This is a genomic window from Shewanella saliphila (assembly GCF_014648295.1).
In the GTDB taxonomy this organism is placed as follows: Bacteria; Pseudomonadota; Gammaproteobacteria; order Enterobacterales; family Shewanellaceae; genus Shewanella; species Shewanella saliphila.
In genome coordinates this window covers 1-21,051 of sequence record NZ_BMQV01000041.1, presented here as the reverse complement: position 1 = coordinate 21,051, position 21,051 = coordinate 1, and the positions used below count along the sequence as shown (strand labels likewise).

Genomic DNA, 21,051 nt, shown 5'->3' with positions numbered 1-21,051 from the left:
GCGTGTAATTTTACACATGCATATACGACCTCATTTTAAGGAGACATTGATGTTACCCGTGCCAATTATTCCAGCCTTTATGCCACCGCGCCGAACTCTAATGGGTCCAGGCCCATCTGATGTATACCCAGAAGTGCTTGCCGCGCAGTCTCGTCCTACCATTGGTCACTTAGATCCGCTGTTTGTCGGTATGATGGATGAGCTCAAAAGCCTGATCCAATATGCTTTTCAAACCAAAAACGAAATGACTTTAGCGGTATCGGCTCCTGGCAGCGCCGGTATGGAAACGTGTTTTGTTAACTTGGTTGAGCCAGGTGAAAAGGTCATCGTGTGCCGCAATGGCGTGTTTGGTGAACGTATGCGCCAAAATGTTGAGCGTGTAGGCGGTGTTGCCGTTGTGGTTGATAACGAATGGGGCGAGCCAGTATGCCCTGATAAAGTTGAAGCTGCACTGGTGGCAAACCCAGATGCCAAGTTTTTAGCCTTTGTGCATGCAGAAACCTCAACAGGTGCATTATCTGATGCCAAAACCTTATGCACGTTAGCGCAATTACACGACTGTATTAGCATTGTTGATGCGGTGACATCATTAGGTGGTGTTGAATTGCTGGTCGATGAGTGGGGCATTGATGCTATTTATTCTGGTAGCCAAAAATGTCTGTCATGCGTCCCGGGTTTATCGCCAGTGTCTTTCTCGCCTAAAGCTGTGGCTAAGATTAAAGCGCGAACTACGCCAGTACAAAGCTGGTTTTTAGACCAAACTTTGGTGATGGGATATTGGGGCAATGACAGCGGTGCTAAGCGCAGTTATCACCATACCGCCCCGGTTAATGCGCTTTATGCACTGCATGAATCATTGCGCTTACTGGCCAATGAAGGGCTAGAAAATGCCTGGGCAAGACACCGTAACATGCACCTGTTATTGCGTGATGGTTTAACCCAATTAGGGCTTACGTTTGTGGTAGATGAAGCGTCAAGGTTGCCACAATTAAATGCTGTGTATATTCCAGAAGGTGTTGATGATGCCGCAGTGCGTAAACATCTGTTAGAAGAGTACAACCTTGAGATTGGTGCAGGCTTAGGAGCATTAGCAGGTAAAGCGTGGCGTATTGGCTTAATGGGCTTTGGTGCCCGGCGTGAAAACGTTGCCTTGTGCTTACGGGCTTTACAAGAGTCGCTAAGCTAACTATTTATAATCATAGCAGTTTACCGATATAAAAAATGACGCTCAATAGCGTCATTTTTTATTGAATAACGGGTTTGTTGAACACGATTATTCAGCGAGTTTTTTTTCAATTTCGTTAACTTGCGCTTGCAATGCTTCAAGCTTTTCACGGGTTTTAAGCAACACATGTTGCTGCACTTCAAATTCTTCGCGCGATACCACGTCCAGTTTCATCAGTTGGCTTTGTAATACTTGTTTACTGCGCTCTTCAAACTCACCCGCAAATTGCTTTACACCGCTTGGTAAGTTGTCACTTAGTTGTTTCGCCAGTTCTTCAATTTTCTTTGGATTAATCATCATGATCCCCTACTGATATATTGAGCTAATTGTAACCGAGGTCAGCGTTTTTCCAAAACCAAAGTGTGCTTTTCGTTAACTGTCTTCAGTGATTCTGCTATGATCCGCCTTCGTTTAGTTTAGTAAGGTCGTGTTATTAATGAAACTCAATCCAGGGCAAAATGAAGCCGTACATTATGTCTCGGGTCCGTGCCTCGTGCTTGCGGGTGCAGGCAGCGGTAAAACACGTGTAATCATTAATAAAATTGCTTACCTAGTCGAAAAGTGTGGCTATAAAGCACGTAACATTGCTGCAGTGACGTTTACCAACAAAGCCGCCCGTGAGATGAAAGAGCGTGTGGCACATTCTATGGGGCGCAAAGAAGCGCGAGGATTGTGGATTTCAACCTTTCACACCTTAGGGCTAGAGATCATCAAACGCGAGCATAAAGTGCTTGGCCTTAAAGCGGGCTTTTCATTATTTGATGACCAAGACACCTTCGCCTTATTAAAAGAGCTGACTCAAGATGAGTTAGACGAAGACAAAGATCTCATTAAAGCCCTAGCCTCGGCCATCTCAAATTGGAAAGGCGACCTGGTGATTCCGCAGCAAGCACGCAGCTTAGCAAAAGATGAGCAAGGGCAATTGTTTGCCATGCTATATCAGCGTTATGCGCAGCACATGAAAGCCTACAACGCGCTTGATTTTGACGACCTTATTTTAATACCGACCTTATTGCTACGCATGAACGAAGAAGTGCGCACCCGTTGGCAAACCCGCATCCAATATTTGCTTGTGGACGAATATCAAGACACCAATACCAGCCAGTATGAATTAGTAAAATTGTTAGTGGGTGAGCGCGCTCGGTTTACCGTGGTGGGCGATGACGATCAGTCAATTTATTCGTGGCGTGGTGCCAAACCGCAAAACTTAGTGTTATTAGGTAAAGATTTTCCTAAATTAAAACTGATTAAACTGGAACAGAATTACCGTTCTAGCCAACGTATTTTGCGCGCGGCAAACATTTTGATTGCCAACAACCCTCATGTGTACGACAAGGCGCTGTTTAGTGAACTGGCTTATGGTGAGCCGCTAAGGGTACTCATTGCCGCTAACGAGGAGCAAGAGGCTGAACGAGTGGTGGCTGAAATTATTCGCCATAAGTTTGTTGGCCGTACTCAGTTTGGTGATTATGCGCTTTTGTATCGGGGTAATCATCAGTCGCGTTTATTAGAACGCGCCCTTATGACTAACCGTATACCTTATAAATTAAGTGGCGGAACATCGTTTTTTGCGCGCGCAGAAATCAAAGACATTATGGCGTACCTGCGTTTGGTGGTGAATCCAGACGACGATAATGCCTTTTTACGCGTGGTTAACTTACCTAAACGCGGTATTGGCCCTGCCACTTTGGAGCGATTAGGTAATTTTGCCAACCAAAAGCATATCTCATTGTTTGAGGCTATTTTTGATGTGGAGCTTAATCATCATTTAGCGCCTGCTGCGGTAAGCTCTCTTTATCAATTTGGTAAGTTTATTGTTGATACTGGTGAGCTTGCTACTCGAGGTGAACCCGTCGAAGCCATTAAGCAACTTATTCGTAAAATTAATTATGAAGATTATTTATACGAAACCAGCACCAGTGCAAAAGCGGCAGAAATGCGCATGAAGAATATCTCTGAGCTGTATCGCTGGGTCACCGAAATGCTTGAAGGCGATGAGCTTGATGAAGCCATGACATTACCAGAGGTTGTGACGCGTTTAACCCTGCGCGACATGATGGAACGTAATAGCGAAGATGAAGGCGGCGACCAGGTGCAGTTAATGACCTTGCACGCATCTAAAGGGCTTGAGTATCCGTTTGTGTTTATGGTGGGAGTAGAAGAACGTATTTTGCCGCACCAATCGAGCATTGATGAAGATAACGTAGATGAAGAAAGACGTTTAGCTTATGTCGGGATTACCCGAGCACAACGTGAGTTGTGGTTTGTGATTTGCCGTGAGCGGCGTCAATTTGGTGAAACTATACGCTGTGAACCAAGCCGTTTTTTACTTGAGTTACCACAAGATGATTTGATTTGGGAAAACCGCAAACCGGTACAAACTGAACAGCAACGTGTTGAAACCGGTAAGAGTCATATTGCCAATTTACGTGACATGTTTAAAAAGTAGGCGCTTAAGCTATTACGTTTTATGCGCAGGACTTAGTTGGCTTTTTTTTTTCGTTGAATAACTTGCTGATTGCTCGCCCTTGACCACGAATGTAGCCGAGTTCTAGAAACTGCCGCACTTGTTGTTGTGTATCAACCGTGGTGGCATACATGTCAAAGTGAAGGGCTTCTGCAGTAAGTTGATAGGCTTTAACCAGTTGTAGTTGCTTATCATTGAGCAAGTGTTTACTGATGCCGTTATCCAACTTTAATGCTGATATGGGCAAAAAGCTTAAGCAACTTAATGAACTGTAACCTGTACCGTAGCCATCAATACCAATCTGAACCCCTAATTGACTAATAATGTCGAAACCATTGATGTGGTTTTCAGTGTCTTGCACTAGGGCTTTCTCGTTGAAGAACAGCATTAGCTTATTAGGTTCAATATTGCTGGCTTTGATTGAGTTTTTTAAGTTACGCAATACAAACTTATTTTTGATGTGTTGACTGCTAATCGACAAATGCAAAATAACATCTTGGTGATATTGTTGCTTGAGCTGTTGATACTGTTTGCTTATGTGAGCAAATATATATCCGTCTAAATTAAGTGTCAGTTGATATTGCATCGCGAGATGCTTGAGCTTAGGGTGTTCGATGAGTCCGTGCTCAGCATGGTGCCATTCAATGTGAGGCTCAATAGCGATAATTTCACCGCTGGTAAAATCAACCACTTCAACGTAGTGAATATCAAATTTTTGTTTATCTAGTGCCTGCTTAAAGTCTGCTTCTAATTCATGCTGCTGCTTAGACTGGGTACTGAGTTTGTCGTCAAATATCACATAACAACCTTTACCATTTGCCTTAGCCTGGTACATGGCAGCATCAGCATCACGCAACAAAGACTCGCTAGTGACTAACTTAGTACGACCACTAAACGCGACACCAATACTGGCACCGGCGATAAACTCTTGTTTACCCAGTTCATAAGGCATAGATAACGCTTGTAAGATGCGTTCGCAGACTTCAATAGCATCATCTGTTGCGCTAATTGAGTCGAGTAATATCACAAACTCATCACCGCCCATTCTTGCTAGGGTGTCATTGTCGCGTATACACGATTTAATCCGTTGAGCCGTTTCTATTAAAAAGCGATCGCCTTCTAAATGCCCAAAAGAGTCGTTAATAAGCTTAAAACGGTCTAAATCGATAAATAATAGGGCAAACTGATCTAAACCATGGCGGCGTAAATGTTTAAGAGCTTGTGATAGGCGCTCCATTAAAAAACTGCGGTTGGGTAAACCTGTGAGCCCATCGTGCTTCGCATCATGTACTAGCTGGTCTTCAATTTTTCGGCGCTGGTTAATTTCTTGCTGTAAGTTGTTGTTGAGCTCGGCTAATGCTCGAGTCCGTTCGACGACTTTATCTTCCAATAGCTCGTGACTGCTTTTTAATGATTCAACAGCCTGTTTGCGTTCGATGGCATTGGCAATATGTTGTGAAACAAAAGTCAGGAGTTCCAAATCTTTTGATTGATATATGTGCTCATCATCAAGGCTGTAAATGGTTAATGCACCTGCCACATCGCCATTAATAATTAACGGTATGCCAATCCATTGATGCATACGTTCAGTTTTATTTAACTCTGGCGACTTTGAGTAGATTTCACCATTGGCCACCATTTGGGCAATGTCTTTTGCAGACAATAACCGAGGCTGCTTATGCTGTAATATGTACTCGGTTAAGCCATCTTGCATTGGGCGTGACGATGGATATTGGGTCGTCATTTGCGATACATAAAATGGAAATGACAACATATTGTGATCGTCTATCAATGAGATAAAACAATTATGCGCTGGGATTAACTGACTGAGAATCGTGTGAATACGCAGATAGAAGTCTTGCTGTAACACATTGGATGCTGATAAATCGGCAATTTCGAATAAGGTTTTTTGTAGTTTTTCTGCTTTAACTCGCTCTTGAACTTCAATTTTGACTTTGTCATAAGCCTGGCTAAGCTCTTTGGTTCGCTCAGTAATCGCTAGTTCTAATTGCTCATGATGTTCTAGTCGTTCCATTACGCCAGAGATATGGTGGCAAATAAAGCCCATTAGTTCGAGTTCTAACTCACCGTATGTATTGGCTTCGTTATAACTTTGAACCACTAATACGCCACTGACCATATCTTGATTCTTAATCGGCACACCGAGCCATTGATGACTAGGAGACCCCAAACTTTTAATATCGCCGCTGGCGATGAGTTCGTTAAACTTTTTGTCATCGCAGAGTAATGGTTCGCCGTTTCTTAATACGTATCCGGTTAAACCACTATTGAGTAATGAAGAAATCTCCTGGTCAGGGTACAAATCAGTGGGGTGGGAGTCTTGCAAATCAGCGAAAAAAGGCAGGCTGGTTAAGCCAGTTTTAAGATCTTTTGCGGCGATAAAGAAGTTTTCAGCAGGGATAAGTTGTTGAAGATGTAGGTGCACCCGTTGATAAAAGTCTTCAAGCGATGTTACTTGGGTGGCAATATTTGAAATACCCAGTAGCGCATTTTGAATAGTTTCAGAACGTTTGTATTTTTTAGCCAAACGTTTTAAGCGAGTCACTCTTTTTTGTAAGTGCTCGACTCTTGGAGATGGTTTTGAGTGGCTATTTTCCTTATTCATATCTCCAACCGTGGCTATCCTATTAATTATGCGATAAATATTTTTTGAACAACCATTATAATTACCATAAATATAAATGTGATCCAAGCGAAATAAATGTAAGTATAAAGTTAATAATTGACTGGGTTGCACATTTTATTTTCTAAAATGACTCAAAACTTAATCAGTCAGTTAAAAAAAGCAAATCAGGGCTAGACGCGAGGCCGTTTTATCCCTACTATATGCGTCGCTAACCAAGGCGAGCGCCCATAGCTCAGCTGGATAGAGCGTACCCCTCCGGAGGGTAAGGCCGAAGGTTCGAATCCTTCTGGGCGCACCATTCGGTAAGTAGTGGTTCTGTTGTATTGGTTAGTAGAATTGAAAGTCAGTGGTGATTGTAGCTCAGTTGGTAGAGTCCCGGATTGTGATTCCGGTTGTCGTGGGTTCGAGCCCCATCAGTCACCCCATTCAATTCAATGTTTTATTTTCGGTGATTAGCGCAGCCCGGTAGCGCATCTCGTTTGGGACGAGAGGGTCAGAGGTTCGAATCCTCTATCACCGACCACATTTTGAAATGAGTTAAGTATGTTAACTGGTTTCTAGTAAAAGTTTGAAATAAATTTCGGTGATTAGCGCAGCCCGGTAGCGCATCTCGTTTGGGACGAGAGGGTCAGAGGTTCGAATCCTCTATCACCGACCAATTTAACAAAAAAGCCACTCAAATGAGTGGCTTTTTTGTTTTCACTTTTTGGGATTTTATGTCCTATTAATGTCCTAGTACTGAAATAAGTTACGCTTCCCTTATACCTATCCCTGATTAGTCTGCTAGGTTTGTAAGCCCTCAAGCCATAAGAGTATTGTGACCCAATAAAAAACCACTCCGTAGAGTGGTTTGCATCTTGGGTATGTCGCTAAGTCGTTATAACTTTACATTAACTGGCGGTGAGATAAAGCCCTGGTAGGCATCGACTCTGAGTTCAGTAAAGCGGCTTAGCTGTTGCTTCTCTTGAATACCCGTCACAATGACCTGGATGTCTAAGCCTTTAGCTACGTTCACTAAGGCTCGGCACAACTCGCTGTTATGTTGATTGTCTTCAATATAAGCAAAAGATTGATCTAGTTTGACATAGTGTGGTCTTAAGCTTTGTAAATAAGCCATAGAGCCAAATTGACGACCAAAATGGTCTATACCAAAGTGTGCACCACAATCGCGGATCACTTTACACAAGCTCTCACAGGCTTCTAAATCACTGTATACACTGGCTTCTGGTATTTCGAAACAAATACGGTCTGGGTATTTGTTTGCACGTAAAAATTGTTTAAGCCAAACATGGAACTCAGTATCACTGATACTTTGATTGGTTAAGTTTATTGCGACTCGCTCATAGTTGCGTTCGAGTAATTTGTGCTGGTTAACCGTTTCGATAAGGCATCTGTCGAGAAGGGTTCCCAGTGATAACAGCTCCACGTAAGGCATAAATTGCCCCGCATGTAGGGTGGTATCTTCAATCTTTAACTGGCAGTAAAGCTCACGTTGGCAGACTTCATTTTTAGCACTTAGCTGAATTGGCTGCCAACGGAATTGGAATTTCTTATGTTTAATGGCATTACCTAAATTATTGCGCCACTCTTCTCGAGTGAAAAGTTGCTTCTGAGTATTTTCAAACCAGTGAAATACTTTAGCTTCTTTAATTGACTGCTGTAGCGCATTATCTGCCTGAGCCATCATGTCAGACACTGTCATTTGACCTAAGCGTTCAGCAACACCGATATTAAATTGCTCGTTAGGTTTGCTTCCTGCTTTTGATATTTCTTTATTGACGGTGCGGATGAGGCTTTGGAGGTATTTAGTTAATTGATCGTGTTCGCAGTCTTCGACTAAAAATGCAAATTCGTATGCTGCAATACGCGCGATAACCGAATGGGCTATTTCATCTTGATGTTGTTGTAGTTTTTCCGACAGAATGCGAATGGTTTCGTCACGCACCTGGAAGCCATACTTGCTGTGCACGTCTTCTAACCAATCCATTTTGACTAAATATAATGCCCCTGTGCTGGGTTCGCTTAACCACCCATTAATTCGGCTGACGATATATTGTCTGTTGGGTAGACCTGAAACTTGATCGACTAGATTTTTTTTGCGTAAGGCAGATACTTCTTCGTCGAGCGAGCTAAATACTTGCTTTAATTGGGCTGACATACTGTTGAATGCGTCGACCAACTCTTTTAGCTCTTTGGTTTTAGGGGCAGGCATATCTGGGCCAAATTGACGCTCGGCGATTTGTTTTGCGTGCACTGAAAGGGTATTGAGTGGCTTTAATATCCAGCTCAAGCCTATTCGGGCAAACGCGATAGCGATTAAAAATAGGATAGAAAATAAAATAGTAATATCGCTGATAATGCGCCACAATTCTTGATAACCAAAGCCTGGGTGGGCGGTGATCTCTAAGGTGGCTAGTTGTAACCAACCTGAGGTAATCGTGGTTTGTTTATTGATACTTGTAAATAGATTAAGATCAATAAACCATTGCGGTACTTTATTGACTCTAATTGCGTTATTCCAAACTTGTTGTTTACCGTCTACAAGCCAAGTCAGCTTAATTTGTTGGTAGTATCCACCTTCAAAAATGACATTAACTAGGGTTTCTGCGCCAGCAGTGTCACCCGCTTCAAGAACCGGCGTGAGCATTAATCCTAATGAGTTACTGGCATTATTAAGATCAGATTCCATTTGTTTGGTCAGAAAACCTTGGGTTTCTGAAAATTGTACGTAGGCCACGCTTGCTATGGTTAATAAGAAAAGCGCAAAAAGTAACGCATAGATCTGCCTGAACAGGGTCATGTTGTCACTACTCCATGTTGAGTTTGGGTAAGCGTAAACGATCTACACCTAATCTAAGTTTAAGGTCTGTCCATTTCTCAAGGCGTGAAGATGAACCTGCTAAGACACCCCGACCTTTTTCTTTGTTTAACCATAATTGTTTACCATTAAAACTGTATACCGGTAGAAGGTCTCTTCTTTGTGTTGCTGGTTTTATGGCTTTATCTAAATTATCGAGTACCAAAGGTATTGAGTTTGGTTGTTCGTAGTATGCTAATACCATGTGGTATTGATTGAGCGTTGTGGCTTTTACCATGGTGATCCGCAGTTTATCTTCTGCGACACCCAGCTGCAGTAGCGTGAAGTATTTTGCGATTGAAAAGTCTTCGCAATCACCGCCGTTCACTCCAATAAATTCCATTGGTGATGCCCAATAATTTGAGTCCCCCCAAAGAATACTGTCATCAACAAATCTAAAAAGATTAAAGAAATGATTCACTTTCTCTAATTTATCGATATCGCTCAATTGTTGAGAATCATTGAGTATTTTAAACCAAGCATTTGCACGTAGCGCTGCTCTATCGCCGTAGCGTTTGGTTAATGCTGACACTATATGTTGTTGATTTAGCTCTTGAGTCGGTGCTGCAAATAGCAACGAAACTAAAAGGGCCGATGTCACAATAATACTGTGGCAGACCCTTTTAGAAAATGTCGCGATGGCATGTGCGTCTTTACGACTCAATGACTCATATCCTCGTTAACGATTATTCTTCCAAATCGTCAACAGTATAGATATTCCACTTCATCTCTGACATTGTATTTTCACCTGTTACAGATGCAATTACGCGGCGATTACGTTCTTCAGCTTCTGGTGTGCCACTAGTATCGATAGGTCTATCAAAACTGTAACCTACAGCAGACATTCGGTTAGCATCGATATCAAAACTGGTTTCTAACAGCTTTGTGACCGCTTTAGCACGTTTTTGAGAGAGTGCTAAGTTGAGCTCATAACTGCCTCTAACACTGCAGTGACCTTCAATAACCACGTTAGTATTTGGGTACTTTTTCATCAGCTTGGCAATTTTTTCTACTTCGTCATAATACTGAGGTTCGATAACATCAGAATTATTAGCAAATAAAATATTGAGTTCTTCACTGTGGTTAATATCAATCACTTTGCCACAACCATAGTTGTCTATGCTTGCACCTAGGATGGTACCGGCACAGCGTTCACGAGCGGTGATAACACCATCGCTATCCATGTCGGTAAGGTCAAAGTTTTGTTTTGTTGGCTTGTCGAGCTCAACGATGTCATTCATTGAGCATGCTGTTGTGGTGAACATCGCCACTAGGATCACTAAATATTTCATTATTTAACGCCTCCATCATAGGCATACTCGCCGCGCCATTCTTCTGGGCGGGTGACTCTTAGAGAATCTAATAAGCTACCTGCTGCATTTAATACTCGATAACGAGCGGCAATTTCATCATATTCAGTTTGTAAATAATCTTTACGTGCTTCAAATAACTCGTTTTCAGTATTGAGTAAATCAAGCAATGTACGCTGACCTAGATTAAATTGTTGTATATATGCAATCTGGGTTTCTTTCGCTGCAATGACGTGCTCACGAATAAATTGCTTTTGTGGCGCAAGCATTTCGTAGGCATTCCAAGCCAGCGACATTCCTTCAACAACTTGGCGATATGCGCGTTGTTGAATTTCTTTCGCTTCGTTGATTCTATAGGCCGTTTCTCTATCGCGAGCGATATCTTTACCGCCAGAGAACAAGTTGTATTTAACCCGAACCATGGCGACTAAGTCGTTACTGTGACCATTGACGTTTTGGCTGCTAAGTGAGCTGTAACCATCTTCGCCATCAACATCATTATTCCAGTTGCCATCTAGTTCTAAACTGAGCTGTGGAAAATAATTTGCCTGAGCTGAATTTCGTTCATATTTAGCGGCATTGATGTCACCTTCAGCAGATTTAAGGATAGGATGATCGTTTTTAGCTTTCATCAAACCTTTGTTTAAGTCTGCAGGTAGCATATCTGCATCTGGTACAGGTAATACTAAATTTTCTGGTTCAGATTCAACAATACGTACAAACGCTGCCTTGGCATCTTGTAAATTATTTTTTGCTGAAATGACATTTGCGTGTGCGCGGGCTAAACGACCAGTGATTTGTGATAAGTCTGCCACTGAGCCTAAACCAGAATCAGTACGTTGTTTGATTTGATCGTAAATGTCTTGATGACTTTCTAGGTTTTTTTCTGACAGCGTTAGCACTTGTTGAGTGCGTATGTAGTCAAGATATACCTCAGTAACCGTTAATGCCATGTCTTCAGCTGCGGCAAACAATGCCCATTGATCAGCACTGGCTTCATATGAATAACGGTCAACTTCGCTGCTAGTATAAAAGCCATCAAATAACATTTGCTTAATGCTAAAGCCTGCTTCGCCACGGTTTAAGTCAATAACGCCATCGTCATCAACATCGCCTTGGCCCGCCTTGCGGCGTGTTGAAGGGCTGTCGGTTTGCTCCCAGCCGTAGCCGGCAGATACATCAACCGTAGGCAAGTAGCCTGCAGATGCTTGGTTTACCTGTTCTTCGCGTGCTTTAAATTGGTTAAAAGCAATACGTAAATCTGGATTTGTGTCTAGAGTATGCGCCACAGCTTGTTCAAGCGATTGGCTTGATGCTGTTGGTGCAATCAGCATAGACAAAGCAAGTGCAGCAGCACTGACTTTAGTTCGCTGATTTTTAAAAGTGCTCATTTAAAACCCTCCTGGTTCTTCTTAGCGCTCTCTAAGAGCGGTATCTTTTGCTCTTAAAATTGGATTTAAAATGTACTCAAGTATTGATTTTTTCCCTGTGATAACGTCCACCGAAGTGAGCATTCCTGGGATTATTGGCATCTCTGTGCCATCGTCTTTTAATAAACTCGATTGTTCAGTTCTTACTTTGATAATGTAAAAACTATTGCCTTCTTCATCTTGTGAGGTGTCGGCACTAATATGCTCAACGGTACCTTTGAGGCCGCCATATCGAGTAAAGTCATATGCTGTGACTTTAACTATAGCAGGAAGCCCGGGATGTAAAAATGCAATATCTTTAGGGGTAATTTTAGTTTCTATCAATAGTTTATCTTCTGACGGCACAATCTCAATGATTTGCTCGCCTGGCTGGACAACTCCACCTAAAGTATTAAAGTAAATTTTCTTAATCGTGCCGACAACTGGGGAAGTAATCACCGCTCGACTGACTTTGTCAAAAGCGCCAATTTGTGCCTGATTCATACGAGATAATTTAGTTTGTAACTCGTTTAATTGTGCACGTAAATCAGTGGTGTACACAAATACAGCATCACGACGCTTTAAGATGGCTTCATCCATTGTGGCTTTCACTTTTGGACGTAACAACCGCAGAGATTGCAGTTCACCTTGGATATCATTTACTGTTCGTTCAAGTTTTAAAAGCTCGACTTCTGGCACAATACCTTTGCGGGCGAGTGGCTTGGTTAATTCGAGTTCACGAGTCACTAACTGGTAACTGGTTGTGAGTGTATTAATCTTCGAGGCTAGTTCTTCAATTTCTTGTTGTCGTTGCTGAATTTGACGAACTAAAATTTCTAACTGGTTGCTGAGATTATCTAAACGCAACGAGTACTCTTCTTGTTGTCGTTTTACTAACTCAGGTTCCGCTGCAATTGTTGCGCCCGGAAACGTTAGCGCTTGCTTAGTGATTTTAACTTGCTCGCGCCAGTCCGTTGACATGTCTGAAATGACGATGCTGTCGAGCTCTGCACGCATACGGATAATGTTAGTTTGTAAGCCGTAGACTTCTTGCTCTTGTTGGCCGAAGTCAGATCTAAAACGTGTGTCATCGATACGCGCTAATGGTTGCCCTTTGGTGACCATAAGGCCTTCTTGAACAAATATCTCTTGTAAGATCCCGCCGTCCAAGCTTTGAATCACTTGTAATTGTGATGATGGAATGACTTTGCCTTCACCTGTGGTGACCTGATCTAATTCAGAAAAGTAAGCCCAAATGACAAAGCACAACATCATGGCAGCGAGTGACCATATAATGAGTCGATGTCCTGTTGGGGCATCTGTCATCATAGCCCCGTATACGTCATCGACCATTTCTAAATCTTCGGCGGTTAAGTGTTTGCTCATGAGTTTTGATCTCCCGCCATTGCGCCGGAGTTAAGCTTGGCAAGTACTTCATCTTTAGGACCGTCGGCCATGATATGACCTTTATCTAATACAATAATACGATCAACTAAATTGAGTAGATGCATTTTGTGCGTAATGAGTAGTAATGTTCTGTCACGGCTAACGAGTTGCATCGATCTAATAAACTGCTTCTCGGCGCGCGCATCTAAACTGGCCGTGGGTTCATCCATTAGCAATATCGGTGGGTCGTTAAGTGTTGCTCTGGCTAAAGCAACAGTTTGGCGTTGGCCACGGCTTAAGGATAATCCTCCCTCTCCAACTTGCTGATCCAGTCCTTCAGATTCTAAGTTAGTGAACATATTCACTCCAGATAACTGAATCGCTCTCATTAATTGGTGTTCAGTGACTTGACGTGAACCAAATAAAATATTGTCGCGGATCGTACCGTGAAATAGGGTGACATCTTGAGGTAAGTAGCCAAAATTCCGTCTAAGATCGCTTGGATGAATTTGTCCTGAATCCAAACCGTCGTATCGCAGGCTACCCTGGGTAGGCTTGTACAATCCAAGTAGTAATTTTGCTAAGGTACTTTTGCCAGAACCATTACGCCCGATAATTGCAATGCGTTCACCGGGTTTAATACGCAGTGATAATGGGTGCAAGCTCGGCTTTTCTGTACCAGGGAAACTGAAACTAATGTTGTCAGCTTCGATTTTTCCCATAATACGTTCTTTACTGACCACATGGCCTTTGTCCTCGAACTCATCCTCTTCTTTCATGATGGTATCAAGTTGACGTAATGAGCTAATGGTATGATTACCACGAGAGATAAGCCCTGCCAGCTGTGCCATTGGTGCTATCGCTCTGCTCGATAACATTACTGCAGCAATAATTCCGCCCATTGATATTTCATTATCAGCCAGACGATAAACGCCGAGAATAACCACAAGTACCACTGTAACTTGCACCATAAAATTGGCAACGTGGGCAACATGATTAGAGAGCTTTTTACTCTTTAGCTGCCAGTTCGCTGTATGGCCAATCATTTGTTGCCAACTTTTTTGTACGAGACCTTCCGCTCCATTGGCTTTTATTGATTCGAGTGCGGTTAAACTTTCAATTAAATGACCGTGTTTTAAGCTCGAATAACGATTACTTTCTTCAATGGCTTGCTTTAATTTAGGTTGCAGATAGAGGGTCACAGCGATAATGACGATACTGCCAAAAACAGGAATAAGTGCTAAATCACCCGCCACAATATAAATGATGATGACAAAGAGCAAGGCAAAAGGTAAATCGACCAGTGCTGTGATTGTTGCTGAGGTTAAAAACTCTCTAATACTGTCAAACTCACCGAGTTGCCTTGCCATTCCGCCGACACTGGGAGAGCGTTTTGATAGCGGAATTCCTATCGCTTTGGCAAATAATTTTGAGGAAACGATAATATCGACTTTTTTACCGGCAATATCGATTAAGTAACTCCGCAGTTGACGCATAATAAAATCAAACAAATAGGCTATGCTTGCGCCAATAGCTAATACCCAAAGCGACTCAAAAGCTAAATTGGGCACCACTTTGTCATAAACGTTCATAATGAACAGTGGAGAAACCAATGCAAATAGGTTAACCAATACCGATGCAATAAGTGCATCACGATAAATAGGTGCAGAGTCTTTAATACTTTGCATTAACCAGTGTGTATTGTTGTCATGTAGGTGAACATCGAAGCTTTTATCACCACGATAATCTTGTTTGACTAGAAATAGGTAGCCAACATACAAGGACTCTAGTTCCTCTATTGTCAGACTTTCTTCGCCGCCGGTTTCGGGTAATTGAATAACCGCTTTATCATTGTCTAAATCAAGCTCTCTTAATACACAGGCCTTTTTATCTTTTAATAATAAAATGCACGGTAAAAGTATGTCTGAAATTTGATTTAAGTCTTTACGTGATAGCTTTGCAGACAAGCCTGCTCTAGCTGCTGCTTGTGGCACTAATTCTGGAGAGATAACTGAACCTGACAGTGGCAAACCTGCCGCCAAAGAATCAATAGAGCAAGGGCTGCCAAAGTGTTCTGTTAGCAGTACTAAGCAGTCGAGTAGCGGATCAACCGTTACACGTTGTGAGGCAGAAATCGTCCACTGCTCGTTTGTGTTAGACGCAGTTATAGGCACCTAATCAGAGTCCTTAATTTATTATTGTTAGAAGTAACGTTGTATGCGCCACATAATACTATGTGGCGCATACAATATGTTGCTATTAAGGAATAATATTTCCACTGTACTGGTCATATAGATCAGGATCTGTGGTTCCTGTTGATGGTGCTGTGGTTTCTGTTGATGTATCAACAATAAGTGCACCGTCATCTAACAACCCATTGATAATAACACCATTATCAGTACTGCCATATACATCAGTTAAATCTACACCATCTAATATGATATGTTGCTCAAATACTCCATCATGATCTGCATCAATATTAATAGTAGTGGTGCCGTCAGTTTCACTGAAATTAAGCATACTGTCTAAGTTAGTCGAGTTTTCATTAACCAATAGGTCACTTAAATCAAGACTGTCTTTACTGACGTCAAAATCAATCATGGTATCAGTGCCGTTTTCATTAGCATTCCATACAAAGGTATTGTTACCTTCACCACCACTTAATATATCATCTCCCAAACCGCCGCTGAGTAAGTCGTCGCCTAATCCACCGATTAGCAGGTCGTTACCATCGCCACCAATCAGCACATCATCACCAGCACCACCATCAAGAATAGCATCGGCAAAGTAAATACCGCCAGTTGAACCACCCGCTCCATCTGAGATATAAGTTCCTGTTTGAGTACTACCATCACTTAAGGTAATAGTGAAAGTTACACCTGCTGAAGCTAAATCACTACCAGTATCAGCCCCTAGGCTATCTGTATCAATTGAGAACCAGAATTGGTCGCCATTTGTAAAGTCACCTTCGGTAAATGTCGCTGTAAATGTGCCACTGTCTGCCGTCATATTGGCAAAAATGTCATCGTTACTATCTTCTATACCTTGTGAATTAGAGCCTTTTACAAGATTGGAATCACTGATATCGAAGATAGCGTTTGAATCACTTCCAGCATTAAGGTTAATTTGTATCTGAGTGATCGATAAGCCAGCAGTTAATAATGCAGCTTCAAAACCGAATTGATTTTGGCTATTGTAAGTATCTCCTGAAGCGACTGTGGCATTTATGCTTAACATTACAGCACTAGTAGCGGTTGAGTTAGCAATAATAATGTCGTTTTCGTGGGTTCCGGTTAATTTTGTTGAGTCTTGATAATCAATCGTGACATTAGCGCTGTCTTCTGTGCCATTACCGGTCAAAGTATAATTGAAACTATCGCCATCATTTGCAGCGGTAACCGTAACATTGCCATTATTTAGCGATGCATTATTGCCGCTGACATTAGTGACACTAGTGATTTCAGCATCACTAGTCGTTGCATCACCATGGGTAAGGTATTCAGTCGAAATAGTGAGGTTACTTCCTGCTGTTTGATTGGTAATCACATTATTGACGTTGGCATCTAATGACGCGTGATAATCAACATTAATCACCAGCTCAAATGTACCAGTATCACCATCATTATCAATAATGGTTACTTCAAATATCTCTTGCTCATTGAGCACATTTTCAGTTGAATCGATAAAGTAATTATATTCACCAGAGACAAAGTCAACGGTAAATGTTGCACCTAACGCAGTGGTGATGATTTGTATAGGATTATTTGCATCATAGCTGTAAGTAACACCATCTATCACGAGTTGATCTACACTTCCGCCATCGGCACCTACTAATACACCTGTTGAACTGGTTCCTAGAATACCTAGCCCACCACTAATAGCATTAGACTCAAAATAATCGAGAATAGTATTAGTTAAATCATCGGCATCACTAACTTTAATCGCATACTCTTCAGCACTATTAACTTCAGGATATGAGATAGGTAATATCTGATCTAAGCTAGCATTACCAATACCAATACCAAATGCAATGTCATAGTAAGTATCTAGGTATGTTTGCCACTGAGTTTGAAGCGTTGCATCAACATCATGGCCATTTGTTGGAACACCATCAGAAATAAAATACACAAAGCTTTGATCTGCGTCAGGTAGGTTTATATCCTCCATGACAGTCTCTAAGGCTATATCATAGTACGTGCCTCCATTTGCTTGGAGTGCATTAAGATAATTTATCGCTGCGTCAATGTCGTCAATTAACCAAGTAGAATTTGTAACACTGCTAGAGTAGGTAACAATTTGAACGTTAACATTACCGGCATCATCAACTTCATTAATTAATGCGGTTAGAGATTCAATAGCGGTTTCTAAGTAGGTTTTTCCATTACCTGCGCTGTTATCCATACTACCTGACACATCTAAAATCAGTGTTAGGTTAGTCGTGATTGGGTCCGCACTAGCTTGAAGGTTTTGTTCAATATTTTGAACTACAGGTACATCGTCATGAATGGATATCGTTAATGTCGCATCACTACTATACCCAGAGTCATTCTCAATGGTGTAGCTATATTCTTCTAACACATCAGCGCTAGTAGTATTAGAATTTGTGAGTTCATATTGATAATCACCCGCTCTGAAGTCAGCTGTATCCTCGGTATATACGGTTAGAATACCGTTAGCGGTTGTAATGGTAATAATACCATCAACAGGTGATTGACCATCTAAGCTGCTTATGACTGTAGTACTACTAATGCCAGAGTCATTGTCTAATAGATTGCCCGTAGCAATATTAGAGCCTGTACCTTCTAGGGTACCGCCAACTAAACCGGACTCTGATACTTCTGCAGTATTATCTGCAGCGATAGGTGTGGAGTCTTGAGACATACTTAGAACAGCCGTAGATTGATCTCCATCAGAGTCTTCAAGCAGATAAGTGAATTCTTCAGTTATTGGTGTTCCGTTTCCTATAGATGTTGCTGTTAACGAATTAAGAGAATAATTAGTACTCACACCAGCAGATAACACGATATATTGAAAAGGACTGCTAGAATCAATAACTAATGAATTACTGTTTGATGTTCCAGTAGATACAACATTTCCACTAGCATCATAAGTAGTCCAAATAACCTGTTCTGAATCGCCTACGTCGCTTAGATTCAAAGTCACATTATTAATTGTAGCCGCTGAACCTAAATCAATAACAAGCGCTTCTCCGGTATTGATTCGAGCATTATCAACTCCAATACGGCTATTACTATTGTTAGAGCCAACATTGCTGCCTGGTGTACCTAAGTTGCTTAGGTCGAAAGTTGTGGTCGCGCTGAATCCATATAAATCGATGTCAGTATTATTCTTTAAGTCATCAGATGTATAACTATTGACGGTGGTATCAGTTTGTGTTGATAGATAGCTATAGCTACCATCTTGATTAATAACTAATTGTCCCTTACCCGTGTCTATAGTGAGGTTACCATCACTGTCAAAGCTGTCATAAACAACATTGTCATAAGTAACACTAATCAGCGTTGTAGAGTCGGCCCCTAGTGTATCGACTCCAGAACCATCGGTACCCTCTGCCGTTATCACATTGCCATATGCTAAACCACCAAAGCCAATGCTATCATTGTCATCAACAGCAACTGGAGCGGTATCATTGACATCAATTGACACTAGCGTCCACTCTGAATTTCCTGTTCCATCAGTTGCTTGATAATAAAAACTATCGATCAATGTATCGTTACTACTGTGATCAAGGTTTGCAGGAGCTTGGTAACTGTATGTTCCGTCAGCGTTGATAGTTATAGTGCCGCCCAGAGTTGTTGTGAAACTTTCTCCTGCTTGAGTGGCATCAATACTATTGTTATTTGAATTCCCTGGTGCGAATTTGAATACGGATAAGCTATTGCCTTCAGCATCACTATCGTTATTAACTAAGTCATTGGTAGTGAATACGAGCGTCTCGCCTTCAACTGTGATTAACGCATCAGGAGCTGCTTCTGGAGTAGAGTTTGTACCGACAATGGTAATAGTGACCGTATGGGTCGCAGTGCCATCGGCTGAAGTTACCGTGATATCTCGGGTAAGGGTTTCCCCTTCAGCAAGCGACTGCACATCAATGTGGTTATTATTTAAAGTGTAAGTCCAGTTACCATCGGCATCAATACTGAAGCTACCGTAGTTGGCATCAGCGACATCTGTTTGTGTTTGGAACACCGCTTGACCGGCATCAACGTCGGTCACGGTTAAGCTGCCCGTGACAATCTCAACGGTGGTGTTGTCGGTATCGGTAGCACCATTTTCAGTGACTGTACCTGCATCGGTATCGCCACTACCGACAGTGATAATAGCAGTATCGTTAGCGCCTACAATATTAATGGTAACTGTTGCAGTATCTGTTGCACCATATTCATCTGTTACTGTATAGGTAAAGGTATCTGTTGATAGCTGGCCTGCAGTTAATGCTTCAAAAGCATTATTGGTGTCATAAGAATATGTTCCATCACTGTGTATGGTTAATAGTGCTCCACTTGGGAGAGTTACAACTTGCCCATCCGTAATGCTTGCTCCATTTACGTCTGTTAAAGAGTAAGAGTGGTCTTGTAAGTCATTATCGTTATTCAATAAGCCTGAATTAGTGTCTGTTATTGATAAAATACTATCTTCAGACACAACATAGCTCCCCACAATTGCAGGTCCAGATGCTGTCACACTTGTTAGGAAGTAATCAGAGGAGTCAACTAATGCCGGTCCACCATTTGCTTCACTAACTGTTTCTGTTGCTTGAAAAACCAACTGATCAAATACAATGTCACCAGTATTTATAGTGAAAGTTCCCTCATCTCCAGAACTTGTAGTAAATATTTCACTGGCGACTAAATGACCATTGTAATAAGCCATCCATACACCTTGCTCACCATTGTTTTCATTGGTAAACAAATGAGAAACACTAAATGTTGCTTGATTCACTAAGCCATTAAAGTCGATAACAACGGACTCCGATGTGCCAGTAGCTGAATCATACTCAATCTGCCCAGCAATTTGACCTGATGTGCGTGGAGAACCTGCTACACCAAGATTGTTACTTGAGTCATAGCTGATTGATCCAATAGATCCATCACCGTTACGAGCGGAAATGGTCATTAGAGCTTCACCGTCTGACTGTGGAATAGCCCAATTACTGCTAGAACCTGTCGTTACAGTATATGACGAACCAGGGATATCATCATTAGCATCAACATTATTTATCGTTGCTGTATCTGTAGCGGTTGTTGATTCGTTACCTGCTGCATCAGTTTGTGTTATTTCAACTGTGATTTGATCACCTGCTGCTGGAACATCTTCAGTCCATGTGATCTCACCATTGTTATAATCAAAAGCAATGCTAGGCGTTGAGCCGTCAAGATTAACCAATTGACCATTTTCGAGTTTTAAATCAAATGAAACTTCATTTCCATCTACAGTGATTGATATTGAAACAAAACCACCTACAACTAAATCTGTATTTTCAACATCTGCTTTAATTTGTATTCCGCTACCGTTGGCTGCAATTTCACCATTGTTTAACCAACCATCACCTGGTGTACCGTCATCAACAATAATAATTGATAGTGCAGAAGGTGCTATTCGGTCAACAGGCTGGTTATCCATCGCAGTGGCAGATGGGTTACCGGCGATATCAATCACTTGGGCGGTGACATCGACCTGCGTCGCGCCTGCGGTCACAGGGACTTCGACATCCAAGCCATTGGTGAGC

At 41.9% G+C, this 21,051-nt stretch carries 11 protein-coding genes and 4 tRNA genes; 6 read left to right on the top strand and 9 right to left on the bottom strand.

Annotation, left to right across the window (positions count from 1 at the left end; translation table 11 throughout):
• The first annotated feature begins 49 nt into the window (after nucleotides 1–49).
• Nucleotides 50–1,186, top strand: coding sequence for a pyridoxal-phosphate-dependent aminotransferase family protein (locus IEY48_RS16195; protein ID WP_188922178.1), 1,137 nt, complete (start codon nucleotides 50–52; stop codon nucleotides 1,184–1,186).
• 87 nt (nucleotides 1,187–1,273) lie between these two features.
• Here IEY48_RS16195 and ubiK read toward each other — a convergent pair whose 3' ends face one another.
• On the bottom strand, nucleotides 1,274–1,522 hold the full coding sequence (gene ubiK, locus IEY48_RS16190; protein WP_188922230.1) for a ubiquinone biosynthesis accessory factor UbiK: 249 nt from the start codon (nucleotides 1,520–1,522) through the stop codon (nucleotides 1,274–1,276).
• A gap of 139 nt (nucleotides 1,523–1,661) precedes the next feature.
• Here ubiK and rep point away from each other — a divergent pair, with 139 nt between their 5' ends.
• Nucleotides 1,662–3,674 carry a DNA helicase Rep gene (gene rep, locus IEY48_RS16185; protein ID WP_188922176.1) on the top strand — a complete coding sequence of 671 codons (2,013 nt, stop codon included), beginning with the start codon at nucleotides 1,662–1,664 and terminating at the stop codon, nucleotides 3,672–3,674.
• Nucleotides 3,675–3,693: 19 nt separating this feature from the next.
• Here rep and IEY48_RS16180 read toward each other — a convergent pair whose 3' ends face one another.
• On the bottom strand, nucleotides 3,694–6,318 hold the full coding sequence (locus tag IEY48_RS16180; protein WP_188922174.1) for a sensor domain-containing diguanylate cyclase: 2,625 nt from the start codon (nucleotides 6,316–6,318) through the stop codon (nucleotides 3,694–3,696).
• Nucleotides 6,319–6,560: 242 nt separating this feature from the next.
• On the opposite strand from IEY48_RS16180, the gene IEY48_RS16175 reads away from it, so the two are divergent.
• From IEY48_RS16175 to IEY48_RS16160, 4 genes are all read left to right on the top strand, one after another.
• Nucleotides 6,561–6,637, top strand: a tRNA-Arg gene (locus IEY48_RS16175).
• A gap of 51 nt (nucleotides 6,638–6,688) precedes the next feature.
• Nucleotides 6,689–6,764 (top strand) — tRNA-His (locus tag IEY48_RS16170).
• Between the two features lie 21 nt (nucleotides 6,765–6,785).
• Nucleotides 6,786–6,862, top strand: a tRNA-Pro gene (locus tag IEY48_RS16165).
• Nucleotides 6,863–6,920: 58 nt separating this feature from the next.
• Nucleotides 6,921–6,997: transfer RNA gene (locus IEY48_RS16160), tRNA-Pro, on the top strand.
• Between the two features lie 219 nt (nucleotides 6,998–7,216).
• On the opposite strand, the gene IEY48_RS16155 is transcribed toward IEY48_RS16160, so the two are convergent.
• From IEY48_RS16155 to IEY48_RS16125, 7 genes are all read right to left on the bottom strand, one after another.
• Entirely contained in the window at nucleotides 7,217–9,139 is a 1,923-nt protein-coding gene (locus IEY48_RS16155; RefSeq protein ID WP_188922167.1) for a bifunctional diguanylate cyclase/phosphodiesterase, read from the bottom strand.
• Between the two features lie 7 nt (nucleotides 9,140–9,146).
• The gene (locus tag IEY48_RS16150; RefSeq protein WP_229786528.1) at nucleotides 9,147–9,836 is read right to left on the bottom strand and encodes a transglutaminase-like cysteine peptidase; all 690 of its coding nucleotides are present in this window, start codon (nucleotides 9,834–9,836) and stop codon (nucleotides 9,147–9,149) included.
• A gap of 46 nt (nucleotides 9,837–9,882) precedes the next feature.
• Nucleotides 9,883–10,488 carry an OmpA family protein gene (locus IEY48_RS16145; protein WP_188922166.1) on the bottom strand — a complete coding sequence of 202 codons (606 nt, stop codon included), beginning with the start codon at nucleotides 10,486–10,488 and terminating at the stop codon, nucleotides 9,883–9,885.
• Nucleotides 10,488–11,840: a TolC family outer membrane protein gene (locus tag IEY48_RS16140; protein ID WP_373293746.1), complete on the bottom strand. Its 1,353-nt coding sequence runs from the start codon at nucleotides 11,838–11,840 to the stop codon at nucleotides 10,488–10,490. Before IEY48_RS16140 ends, IEY48_RS16145 begins: the two co-directional genes overlap by 1 nt.
• 78 nt (nucleotides 11,841–11,918) lie before the next feature.
• Nucleotides 11,919–13,301 (bottom strand): HlyD family type I secretion periplasmic adaptor subunit, encoded by a 1,383-nt coding sequence (locus IEY48_RS16135; RefSeq protein ID WP_188922162.1) that lies wholly within the window; start codon nucleotides 13,299–13,301, stop codon nucleotides 11,919–11,921.
• Nucleotides 13,298–15,475, bottom strand: a complete 2,178-nt coding sequence (locus tag IEY48_RS16130; RefSeq protein ID WP_188922160.1) for a type I secretion system permease/ATPase — start codon at nucleotides 15,473–15,475, stop codon at nucleotides 13,298–13,300. Before IEY48_RS16130 ends, IEY48_RS16135 begins: the two co-directional genes overlap by 4 nt.
• Nucleotides 15,476–15,560: 85 nt before the next feature.
• A partial coding sequence (locus IEY48_RS16125) for a beta strand repeat-containing protein (protein WP_188922158.1) occupies nucleotides 15,561–21,051 on the bottom strand: 5,491 nt, incomplete at its 5' end.

What these genes read in the sequence shown, in the direction of transcription:
- rep (WP_188922176.1), top strand. Translation starts at nt 1,662, where the DNA reads ATGAAACTCAATCCAGGGCAAAATGAAGCCGTACATTATGTCTCGGGT.
- IEY48_RS16135 (WP_188922162.1), bottom strand. Translation starts at nt 13,301, where the DNA reads ATGAGCAAACACTTAACCGCCGAAGATTTAGAAATGGTCGATGACGTA.
- IEY48_RS16195 (WP_188922178.1), top strand. Translation starts at nt 50, where the DNA reads ATGTTACCCGTGCCAATTATTCCAGCCTTTATGCCACCGCGCCGAACT.
- IEY48_RS16180 (WP_188922174.1), bottom strand. Translation starts at nt 6,318, where the DNA reads ATGAATAAGGAAAATAGCCACTCAAAACCATCTCCAAGAGTCGAGCAC.
- IEY48_RS16155 (WP_188922167.1), bottom strand. Translation starts at nt 9,139, where the DNA reads ATGACCCTGTTCAGGCAGATCTATGCGTTACTTTTTGCGCTTTTCTTA.
- IEY48_RS16145 (WP_188922166.1), bottom strand. Translation starts at nt 10,488, where the DNA reads ATGAAATATTTAGTGATCCTAGTGGCGATGTTCACCACAACAGCATGC.
- ubiK (WP_188922230.1), bottom strand. Translation starts at nt 1,522, where the DNA reads ATGATTAATCCAAAGAAAATTGAAGAACTGGCGAAACAACTAAGTGAC.
- IEY48_RS16140 (WP_373293746.1), bottom strand. Translation starts at nt 11,840, where the DNA reads ATGCTGATTGCACCAACAGCATCAAGCCAATCGCTTGAACAAGCTGTG.